Genomic DNA, 10949 nt, shown 5'->3' on the forward strand with positions numbered 1-10949 from the left:
ACAACAATGAACACATTAAAATTTAAGACCAATATCAAATGTACCGGATGCCTCGCTACTGTAACTCCTCATTTGAATAAAGCAGCCGGAGAAAATAACTGGCAGGTGGATCTCGACAATCCGCAAAGGATTCTCACCGTAGGAACTGAGGGTTCAGAAAAAGAAATCATTGCAGCTGTTAAAGAGGCAGGATTTGAAGCGGAAAAAGTTTAGTCTGAAAATACCGAACAGAGCTCTCTCCGGAGGGCTTTTTTGTTTTCTAAAATTAATTTCATGAAATTTTAAGCAGTACGGGTAAACAGATAATTACAACTTATCTTTAAAGCTGAACTAGATTCATATGATAAACTTCGCCATTGCCTTCCTTATGCTGATATCTTCCGGTAGTAGGGTTTACGATATTAAGGGCCAGCAACCAAATATATCGATAGATACTAAGGGAATTGTTCGCATGGTGTATGGCGAAGGGGAGCGCATCTTTTGTATGACCTCTGCAAACAATGGACTTACTTTTTCTGAGCCGGTTATGGTAGGCCAAATAAAAGAAATGCATTTAGGTCATACCCGTGGGCCTCAAATTACATCTTCTAAGAATTTTACCATGATTTCTGCAATCGATAAAGCAGGTACTGTGCATTCATTCCGATTGAATCATTCAACTAAACAATGGAGTAAGTCTGCCAATGTTAACGATATTAAGGGATCAGCAGTTGAAGGATTAATGGCTCTGGCGGCCGATAAGGAGGATAACTTTTATGCGGTATGGCTTGATATAAGAATGGAGAAAAAGAATAATATCTTCTTTTCATCCATTAATGGAAAGTCGTCCGCATGGTCAAAAAATCTAATGATCTACAAATCACCTGAGGGCCATGTTTGTGAATGTTGCAGGCCTAACATAACTTACAGTAATAATCGACTGGTGGTTGGATTCCGCAATTGGCTAATGGGCTCAAGGGATGTTTACTATTCAGTCTCAATTAATAAAGGCAAATCTTTCTCAGAACCTAAGAAATCAGGAACTGATACCTGGCGCCTGAATGCCTGTCCGATGGACGGTGGTGGCTTGTCAATCAATGAAAGCGGAATTGTATCAACTGCCTGGCGACGAAATAGTGAAGTCTATTTTTGGTCGGAAAAGAAAGCTGAAATGAAAGTGGGAACTGGCCGGGACGTCAGCATGGCACAAATCAAGAACAGGACTATAATAGCCTGGCAGGATAATAAAACTGTCAAAGTCAGAGAAGTAAATACGGAAACGACAATGGAGATCGGGAATGGGATTTCACCGCGGGTTTACGTTATGCCTAATGGGAAAATACTTTGTGTTTGGGAAGACGACAGACAGGTGAAATTTAAAGCTATTTAGTGATCGTGAGAACTAGCCTTATGACTTACACAACGAAATACTTACCGGTTTGAAATTTGCCTGCGCAAATTATTTGTTGCCTAAAGACCTCTTAACTTCGATCAATAAGCTCGGATCATCACTATAAATCCGCTCAACACCCATCTTTAGGAGTGCCAGCATATCCTCGCGCTTGTTTACTGTCCATACCCCGACCTGTAGGCGGGCATTTTTCACTTTTCTGACCATATCAGGACTTATCCCTTTATAATTGATAATAAGTGCCTCAAAGCCTCTTTGTTTAGCGATTCGGATGTCCTCGTCAATATCAGTGTTCGCAGGACGATCCCAGAAGACCGGGATTTGAGGAGCAATACGTTTCACATCCGACATTAGTTTTAGATTTCCGTCGTTAAAGCCGACCATTTTTTCGGCTCCCGCTGCCCGCACAATCGCAATAGCGTCAGCAACAATATCTGTCTTAGGCTGTATTGATAAACTAGTCAGTTTTTGCTTCATGATCATAGCAAGGGCATCACTCAATAAAGGAATTCGCTGAATTGGGCATTGAGCGATGGTCAGTCCCTGGCGCTTTCGAAAATCCGTTGCCATATCAAGTTTGGAGAGCTCTTCAAAAGTAGCGTCGGCTATTACCAGGTTTTTATCTGCTACCCGTCCGGTAGAAGGGTCGTGGCATACCACTATCTTTCCATCTTTGGTTTTAAAAATATCAAGTTCAACCCAATCTGCACGGGCATCTATTCCTCCCTGAATTGATGCCAGGGTATTTTCCGGAAAGGCTGCAGAATGGCCCCGATGGGCGGTAACGCCATTAACTACAATTTTCTTGGGTGGTAGTTGGGCATTTGCACAATGGGTGTAAAGCAAACACGTAAATATTGCGAGGCTAAGTTTTATCATTAAAATTCTTCAGGGCAGGCCTTGCAATTTACGGAAATTCATCAAAGCGCCAACCTTGGCTGAACCCGAATCTTAAGCGATTCATTTTACAATAAATTCATTAGATTAGTGAAACTGAATGAGGTGTTTCAGATGTCGCATTCTTCACTCTTACAAAACGCACCAAATAAAAAACTATGAGAAAATTGTACCCATTATTTAGAAGCAGGATACCCGTCTCAGTTCTCAGGACTGCGGGTCTTGTAAACGGAGTCATCTTCCTCTCCTTAACTGCCAGCTTTGGGATGAATTCGGAGGGCCGCGAGTCCCTGGGATCCCACAACAAATTCAAGGCAACTGAAAACCGGAAGTTAGATCGGCTGGTGCCGCCACAGGAAATTCGTGGTCGCGTGACAGATTCGAAAGGCGCACCGCTTCCGGGAGTTAGTGTGCGATTGAAAAACACAAGCATCGGTACCTCGACAAATATTGATGGCAATTATACGATTACGATTCCCGAGCCAGGTATCCTGGTGTTCAGCTATTTGGGGTTTGTAGATCAGGAGATTTCGTCCGGCAGCCGGACAGCTATCAATGTCACGCTGCTCGAAGATCAGAAGGCCCTGGATGAAGTTGTGGTGGTAGGTTATGGTACACAGAGCAAGAAAGATGTTTCGAGTGCAATTGGTTCACTATCTGTTGCAAACAAAAAACTCGCCGACCTTCCAATTACCAGTCCGGAACAATTGCTGCAGGGTAGAGTAGGAGGAGTAAATATTACTCAGGATTCAGGTACTCCCGGCGGTCGTGCAACTGTACGGATCAGGGGTGCCAGTTCGATTAACGGAGGCAATGATCCTTTATACGTCATTGATGGCGTGCCCATGAATACAGGAAATTATGCTGGAGCAGCTGCAGGCTCTGTTGCTCAAAACCCGCTTTCGAATATCAGTCCAAATGATATCGAGAGCATAGATATTCTGAAAGACGCTTCAGCCGCAGCTATCTATGGGTCAAGAGCTTCCAATGGAGTTATCGTGATCACTACCAAGCGAGGTAAGCAGGATCAGACAAAAATTACCTACAATACCTATTTCGGATTTCAGGAAGTCGCAAAACGAATCCCGCTTTTAGGCGGACCAGAATGGGGAGAGCTGATCAATGAGGCCAACGTAAATGTAGGAAATGCCCCGCCGATCGCCAATCCGGCTGCGCTGCCAACCACCGACTGGCAGGAAGAAATATTCAGGAGGGCTCCAATTTCCAACAATGAACTTTCCTTGTCGGGAGGAACGCAGAAAACTCAATATTTCCTGTCAGGGAGTTATCTGAATCAAACCGGTGTAGTTATTGGAAGCGGTTTCAGCCGGGGGAATTTTAGGTTCAATTTCGATCAAAAAATAAATGAAAATCTGAAAGCTGGTATCAACATGAGTATGAACCGCTCAAAAACAGATCGGGTAAGTGCGGGCGACCGCGATGGAATTGTGGCGGTAGCCATTGTTAAATCACCTGCTGTTCCTGCCAGAAATGCCGACGGTTCTTTAAATCCAAATGATCCTTATATCAGTAACATTGATAATCCGCTGATCATTGCCGACCAGGTTAGAAATGATGCCTTTAATAACAGAGCTTTAGGAAATGCTTTTGTAGAGTTGAAGATCCTAGAGGGCTTGAATTTCAGAAGTAGTATCGGATTAGATTATTTAACACTGGAAGAGGTATTCTTTGTTCCACCTAATAAGCTTACGGTATTGGGTAGAACTTCTAACGGTTCGGGAACTAACAGCATGACCCAGGATATTGGCTGGATTAATGAGAATACCCTTAATTACAGCAAGAGTCTTAGTGAAAATCATCGCTTTAATGTACTGTTAGGATATTCTAACCAGGAATCGAAATTTAACAGAACGATTGCTTCAGCTACCAATTTTGCATTAGAGTCTATACAGACACTGGGTTCTGCATCAATTAAGAATTCAACCTCAACAGGTGGAAGCTGGGGACTTACCTCTTACTTCAGCAGGTTAAATTATTCATTTAAAGATAAGTTCAACTTAGCTGCCAGTTATCGTGTGGATGGTTCTTCGAGATTTGCTGAAAATAACAAATACGGAAGTTTCCCTTCGGTGTCGGCAGCTTATCGCCTGGGCCAGGAAAACTTTTTAAAAGGTCTGACCTGGCTTGAAGATCTGAAGCTTAGGGCAAGCTGGGGCAAAACCGGTAATCAGGAAATCGGTAATTTCACATCAAGAGGGTTATTTGCAGGAGGCTTCAATTATATCGGAGCAAGCGGGCTTTCGCAAACCCAGTTAGCGAATCCGGATCTTTCCTGGGAGAGTACCGAACAGACGAATATAGGTTTGGACCTAAGTTTCCTGAAGGGGAGGATTAATTTCACAACAGATATTTATAAGAAAAACACTTCAGGTTTATTACTGGCTGTTTCTTTGCCACGTTCTTCTGGCTTTACAAGCTCAGTTCAAAACGTAGGAAATGTGGAGAACAAGGGTTTAGAGCTAGGTCTGAACACTGTGAATTTCGATAAAGGCGACTTTAAATGGACTACTGATTTCAATATTGCATTTAACCGGAACAAAGTAACTAATCTGCCTGGGGGGGATATACCCCTTGGATTTAATGGTTATGCCAGCGTTGTTAAGCAGGGTTATCCTTTAGGTACCTTTTTTGGTTGGAATATTTTAGGTGTCAATCCCGCAACAGGAAATTACATCATACAAGACGTAGACGGTGATGGCAACAATCCATTGGCTTCAACGACTCTTGATAACGTTGTCTTAGGCAGCGCACAACCTAAATTTACCGGCGGCTTTACCAATGCGGTTTCTTATAAAGGTTTTGATGTTTCTGTATTTATGCACTTTGTTTATGGCAATATGATCTTTAATCAGGCTGAGTATTCTTACGGCCGCTTGCATACCTGGTTCAACTCTTCGACCCTGGCCCGTGAGCGTTGGAGAAAGCCGGGAGATATCACAAAGCTGCATCGTGCGGCCTGGGGTGATCCAACACGGAACGGATCCGTTTCTAACCGGGTATTGCAGGATGGTTCGTTCCTGCGCGTAAAAAATGTGGCTTTAGGATACAATTTCCAAAATGCATTAATACAGAAGGCGGGGATCAAAAATATTCGCATCTACGCTGCAGGCCAGAATATTTTAACATGGACTGACTACCGTGGATATGACCCTGAAGTAAATGCCAATGGAAATGACACCACGCTTGGGTTTGATATGAGTTCATATCCTCAAGCCCGGTCGTTCTCATTAGGTTTAAATGCCACGTTCTAAGTTTTAAGAAAAGAAATCATGAAGAAAATATATTTAATAATCTTTTTATACCTGACGGTTTCATCATGTGATGTGATCGATCAGGAACCCATAGATTCGGTAAGTACCCAGTCCTTGTTTACACGGGAATCGGACGCTGAAGCAGCCATCATCGGAACATACCGCCATCTGGCGAACCTTGGTCCGAATTATATCTTTTTTGCAGAATTGCCAACAAAAAATACAAAGGGTAATGCCCTCAACAGGCAGTTTGAGCAATTGAATAACCTGATTTTCGTAGCTGATAATTCACAGTATACGGGGCTTTGGGACCAGCAGTTCGTGCTTATTAATTCCGCTAATGTGGTTATAAAAAATGTTCCTAAGATCCCGGGCATGGCCGATGCAGCTAAAAATTCGGTAATTGCAGAAGCGCGGTTCCTGAGGGCATTCACGTATTTTAACCTGGTCAGATATTTTGGGGCGGTGCCATTGGTTACTGAGCCTACAGAAAGTCCGGATGTGGCTAGCCTGCAGATTGCAAGAACTCCAGTCGCAGAAGTGTATAACCAGATCATTCTCGACCTTGATTTTGCAAAGGCAAATTTGCCTGAAACATTCACAGGATTAGGCAGAACGGCAAGGGCAACAAAAGCTGCGGCATATGCATTAGGGGCTCGCATCTATCTGACGAGAAAGAACTACGCTTTAGCAATTGCTGATGCTAACCAGGTTTTATCGCGGAAAGGGGAAACTTTAACAGTGGCTTATGCGAACCTGTTCCTTACTAAAAACTCTGCGGAATCGATTTTTGAGATCAATTATGATACCCAACTGCAAAATAACCTGGCAACTACTTTTCTTCCGGGCTCGCTGTCAGGCACACGAACCATTGATGTCAATAACGATCTTTTCAATGCCTATGAAACCGGTGATGTTCGGAAAGATGCCACTATCGGCTTTGCTAATGCTGCGAACTATATGAAAAAGTATTCGCGGGGCGGGACCAGGGATGATAATATCATTGTTTTCCGTACGGCGGAAGTGATGTTAGCGAAAGCTGAAGCACTAGCGGAAACAGCCTATCCCAGTGCTGACGCCCTGAAGCTTTTAAACGAAGTTAGGCGCCGGGCGGGGCTTGGAGCTGTTAATCCTGCTACCCTTGCCGACTTCAGAGCGGCTCTTTATAAGGAGCGCAGACTTGAGCTTTCATTTGAAGGACATGAATGGCATGATATTGTCAGAACCGGGCGATTACAATCGTTCCTTGGTATTACCGATATAAATAAATCAATCTGGCCAGTTCCATCTGTAGAACTTGCGAGAAACCCGAAATTACTGCCTCAAAATCCGGGGTACTAATCGATCAAATTAATAAACGAAGCGCGGCATCCGATGAGGGTGGCGCGCTTTTTTTATGTGCGGGTGTTGAGAATGAGTAATGAGTAATCAGTGATCAGTAATCAGTGATCGGTAATCAGTGATCGGTAATCGGTAATCAGTGATCGGGTAATCGGTGATCGAGGTGAACGGTTATCAGTAATCAGTAATCGGTAATCAGTGATCAGTGATCAGTAATTGGTAATCAGTAATCGGTGATCGGTAATCAGTAATCGGGTAATCGGTAATCAGTAATTGGGTAATCGGTGATCGAGGTGAACGGTAATCGGTAATTGGTAATCGGTAATCGGGTAATCGGAGATCGAGGTAATCAGGTAATTAGTAATGGTCTTGGATACTGATCTGCCTGGTTGGCGCGAGAAAGGTGATGCATTTAATGCCATAATTGGGTATTCCCTAAACGGCTCTATTAGGGAAACGGGAGAGAAAGAAGCAAATCAGTTCACACAAAGTAATAGCTGAAGTGTTCATCACAGGAGACTATTCTACCGACTTGATAATAAATACATAAGTAATGAAAGTATTAATACTGATCCTACTGTCTGCAATTGTAATGATACCCTATACTACACAGAAACCAGTAATACAGAAATACGTCGAGGCTGGGATCACGGCATGTGCAACAATAAAATTAACGGGAAAGAATTTTCAAGTGCAAAATTCATAAGGACAGTTTGGAAAAAATAATATCGTCCCGATTTAGGAAAATATCTGACAAATCGTCGAACCATTTAACATTCATCTTGACATAAGATCGGACTCTGCATGCGATTGATTAAGACTGGGGGAGTGGTACTTTTAGCATTAGTGTTACTGGGTATAAGCTGTGAAAACAGGAAGCAGTTGAGCTTACAGGATGACGTGGATTTCTCTTTCCACGAACAGAACTTCGGGGAGTCGGCAGGGGATCTGCTGCGTGCCGATAAATACAAGTCCTTACGAGTGGAAATACATTACATGACTGGCTTCAGACCAGATATGAATGCCATAGCGAATCTCAGGGTATTTTTAAATCAGTGTTTGAATAAACCGGAAGGCGTAAAGATTTTCGTAAAGGAAATTGCCGCTGTAAAGGATACGCTTTTAACAAGGAATGAAGTGGACACTTTGAGAAGGGCGAACCGGGTGATCAAGACTAAGAAAGATCAAATCGCAATTTACATTCTATATACAAACGGGCAGTTTCATAATAAATATATCCTGGGGCAGGCTTTTCGAAACACGACAATAATTATTTATGGAAAGTCACTACGGAATCGCCTCAACGCTTTCGAAGCGTCAAGGTCGGAAATATTAGAGACCGAGCTTTTACTCCATGAATTTGGTCACCTGCTGGGCCTGGTTAATAAAGGGTCCCCAATGATGAGCGATCATGATGACCGGAAACGCGAAGCCCATTGCGAAAATGAGGATTGTATAATGTACGCGGTAATAGACAGGAACCAGGACCAGCCCCTCAGGTATTTTGATGAAGCATGTCTTCAAGATTTGGCAGCAAACAGTCGAACAAATACGGAATAGCCTGCGATCGTTGTTTTCTTAGAAAGTTCCTCAAAACAATTGATGGTAATTGTGGCTGCAGTGCTCCTGGCGGACCCAATATTTCAAGTGGGACTAAGTTTTAACCAAGGTAGTTCCGGAACTAGCTATTTGGAAGCCGGGAAGCAACTGATTTTGCATATGCAGATAAAGGGAATTGAGCTGCCGAGTTAGGCGACTGGTGGGATGATACCGACCTGAGAAATAATCTACATTGGAGTACCAGCTCCGTTTATCGGCGTCGTAGGGATGGCATCCTGCCGTACTTCAAAATTGGGGGCAGATGTTATTACCATCGGCAAGCAGTTTTAGACTTGGTGAACAGGTTTATGAAATAGGATTCCAGCGCAGGCTGGAATCTCCTAATTTTACTAAAAAGCCATGTCATTCCAGCGCAGGCTGGAACCTCTAGTCTGTTAAATTTAAGGACCCAATAAATTCTTAAACCCAGGACAAAAAATCTTACCCCTGTCTTCCTCAGTGTGCTCCATTCCTTCCTCTGTGTCCTTCGCGGTGAAATTAACATTATGTGAAAGCCTCCGGCTTGTAAAGCGTTAAGGTTTTAACGCGGAGTGCACAGAGGAAGAATACAAAGTTCACGGAGTGCACAGCGAGCTTATGTCAGTAAGACTTGCAGGTTTGTACCTAAAAACCGCACATATCCCGATCCAAATTCTCCTTTGTTCTTCACCCTGAGATCACACTGAGATCACCCTGAGATTACCCTGAGATAGCACTGTCTTTAACCTTGCGTAAACCTGCGGGTTTTTCATAATCACACCATTTTCTGCGGGTTTATGCCACGAGGTCGGTCAAACCCGGTCAAATTCGGTCAAATCCGGTCAGAATTTCGCTGGCTTTTGAATCCTTGCGATGTTTGATCCGAGCACCACATACCGGTATAACAGAGGCGCTGATTTTTTAAACTTTTAAAGTTTACTAAAATGGCAAGATCAAAATTTAATGTATTCACCCACGGGCTGAGCGGGCGGTGGTCGGGCAGGAGATGGGGTGTACCGAAGGAAGCTGTTGGTGCGGTCGATTTATAAGGTAGCCAGGTACGTGGAATGAGGGAGCAAGGAACAAACCTGCCTGCCGGCAAGGCAGGGAACAAAGAGCAAAGATTGGGGCGGTTAAGTGGACGGGGACCTCCCTCATAGTTGACAGGTGAGGGTTGACAGCGGCTATACGGAGAGGAGCGCTACTTATCCGACTGGCTATGCATCATGCTACTGTCAACCGTCAACCGTCCACCGTCAACTGAATAAGGCTGGTGCATTACAGTCAGGGTTCAAGTCCCCAATGGTGCCGTTAGTAGATGAATCTGTCCATCGAAAGCGAAATAGGTGGTAAGTATGAAGACTCTGCTAAAAATTATTTTTTAAGTTGAGAGTTGAGAGTGGAGAGTTGACAGTTACTAAACGCTTAAAAGTTGAGGGTTGAGAGTTGAGAGTTGACAGTTACTAAACGCTTAAAAGTTGAGGGTTGAGAGTTGAGAGTTGACAGTTACTAGACGCTTAAAAGTTGAGAGTTGAGAGTGGAGAGTTGACAGTTACTAAACGATTAAAAGTTGAGGGTTGAGAGTTGAGAGTTGACAGTTACTAAACGCTTAAAAGTTGAGGGTTGAGAGTTGAGAGTTGACAGTTACTAGACGCTTAAAAGTTGAGAGTTGAGAGTGGAGAGTTGACAGTTACTAAACGATTAAAAGTTGAGGGTTGAGGGTTGAGAGTTGACAGTTACTAAACGCTTAAAAGTTGAGAGTTGAGGGTTGACAGTTACTAAACGCTTAAAAGTGGGGAGTTGAGAGTGGAGAATTGAGAGATGCTGAACGCTGGGAGAAGGCGCAGTGACCGCCGAGGCCTGTTGAATGAGGGCAATTGGCCGTGGGTATTGAATCGTCGCCTTACCCAAATTAAAATGGCATCTATTTTGTATTACTTCTGTTCATGAAAAACAGCAAGAAACATAAGATATTGGTAATAGAAGATGATGCCGACGTACTTGCAACAATAGAGTCAATCCTGACGGTTAAGGGGTTTGATGTATATACATCGTCCACCGGATTAGATGCTATGTCTTTAGTCGAAGAGAAAAAGCCAAGCCTGGTGATCACAGATATATTTCTGGGTGATGTAGATGGCCGTATCATCTGTCAGTCTATCAAAAATAATCCTCAGACGAGCCACATCCCCATCATTATTATATCTGGTAAACCCGAAATTTACAATACAATCCAGCATGTTGGTGCAAACGATGTAGTACTGAAGCCATTTAACCATGAGACGTTATTGCAAAGGGTAGAAAGGCAATTGTGTGCTTAATAACGTGGCTTCGCCCGGTAATCAGTAATCGGTGCCTTCGGACAGAAACAGGTGGCTTCGCCTGGTAATCAGTAATCGGTGCCTTCGGACAGAAAAGGGTGGCTTCGCCCGGTAATCGGTAATCGGTGCCTTCGGCCAGAAACAAGTGGC

General features: G+C 43.5%; 8 protein-coding genes. 7 read left to right on the top strand and 1 reads right to left on the bottom strand.

The window, feature by feature from the left end:
* The first annotated feature begins 6 nt into the window (after positions 1–6).
* Both B5X60_RS02665 and B5X60_RS02670 read left to right on the top strand, forming a co-directional pair.
* Complete coding sequence (locus B5X60_RS02665; protein WP_079701110.1) at positions 7–213, top strand: heavy-metal-associated domain-containing protein; 207 nt, start codon at positions 7–9, stop codon at positions 211–213.
* Between the two features lie 127 nt (positions 214–340).
* Entirely contained in the window at positions 341–1369 is a 1029-nt protein-coding gene (locus tag B5X60_RS02670; RefSeq protein ID WP_079701111.1) for a hypothetical protein, read from the top strand.
* A gap of 69 nt (positions 1370–1438) precedes the next feature.
* Here the strand turns inward: B5X60_RS02670 and B5X60_RS02675 are convergent, their stop codons facing one another.
* The gene (locus B5X60_RS02675) at positions 1439–2269 is read right to left on the bottom strand and encodes a glycerophosphodiester phosphodiesterase (RefSeq protein WP_079701112.1); all 831 of its coding nucleotides are present in this window, start codon (positions 2267–2269) and stop codon (positions 1439–1441) included.
* A 176-nt stretch (positions 2270–2445) separates the two neighbouring features.
* Here B5X60_RS02675 and B5X60_RS02680 point away from each other — a divergent pair, with 176 nt between their 5' ends.
* The 5 genes from B5X60_RS02680 (at position 2446) to B5X60_RS02705 (ending at position 10799) form a co-directional block, all read left to right on the top strand.
* Positions 2446–5559 carry a SusC/RagA family TonB-linked outer membrane protein gene (locus B5X60_RS02680; RefSeq protein ID WP_079701113.1) on the top strand — a complete coding sequence of 1038 codons (3114 nt, stop codon included), beginning with the start codon at positions 2446–2448 and terminating at the stop codon, positions 5557–5559.
* 18 nt (positions 5560–5577) lie between these two features.
* A complete protein-coding gene (locus tag B5X60_RS02685) occupies positions 5578–6900 on the top strand; it encodes a RagB/SusD family nutrient uptake outer membrane protein (protein WP_079701114.1) in 1323 nt (440 codons plus the stop codon).
* Positions 6901–7704: 804 nt separating this feature from the next.
* Positions 7705–8460 (top strand): zinc metalloprotease, encoded by a 756-nt coding sequence (locus B5X60_RS02695; RefSeq protein WP_079701115.1) that lies wholly within the window; start codon positions 7705–7707, stop codon positions 8458–8460.
* A 215-nt stretch (positions 8461–8675) separates the two neighbouring features.
* Positions 8676–8816, top strand: coding sequence for a helix-turn-helix domain-containing protein (locus B5X60_RS18595; RefSeq protein WP_170878415.1), 141 nt, complete (start codon positions 8676–8678; stop codon positions 8814–8816).
* A 1608-nt stretch (positions 8817–10424) separates the two neighbouring features.
* A complete protein-coding gene (locus B5X60_RS02705) occupies positions 10425–10799 on the top strand; it encodes a response regulator (RefSeq protein WP_079701117.1) in 375 nt (124 codons plus the stop codon).
* Positions 10800–10949: the final 150 nt, after the last annotated feature.

The sequence above is a fragment of the Daejeonella lutea genome (assembly GCF_900168015.1).
GTDB classification, from domain to species: Bacteria; Bacteroidota; Bacteroidia; order Sphingobacteriales; family Sphingobacteriaceae; genus Daejeonella; species Daejeonella lutea.

Excerpts from the sequence above, each read along its gene's own strand:
- B5X60_RS02665 (WP_079701110.1), top strand. The coding sequence starts at position 7 with ATGAACACATTAAAATTTAAGACCAATATCAAATGTACCGGATGCCTC.
- B5X60_RS02670 (WP_079701111.1), top strand. The coding sequence starts at position 341 with ATGATAAACTTCGCCATTGCCTTCCTTATGCTGATATCTTCCGGTAGT.
- B5X60_RS02675 (WP_079701112.1), bottom strand. The coding sequence starts at position 2,269 with ATGATAAAACTTAGCCTCGCAATATTTACGTGTTTGCTTTACACCCAT.
- B5X60_RS02680 (WP_079701113.1), top strand. The coding sequence starts at position 2,446 with ATGAGAAAATTGTACCCATTATTTAGAAGCAGGATACCCGTCTCAGTT.
- B5X60_RS02685 (WP_079701114.1), top strand. The coding sequence starts at position 5,578 with ATGAAGAAAATATATTTAATAATCTTTTTATACCTGACGGTTTCATCA.
- B5X60_RS02695 (WP_079701115.1), top strand. The coding sequence starts at position 7,705 with ATGCGATTGATTAAGACTGGGGGAGTGGTACTTTTAGCATTAGTGTTA.
- B5X60_RS02705 (WP_079701117.1), top strand. The coding sequence starts at position 10,425 with ATGAAAAACAGCAAGAAACATAAGATATTGGTAATAGAAGATGATGCC.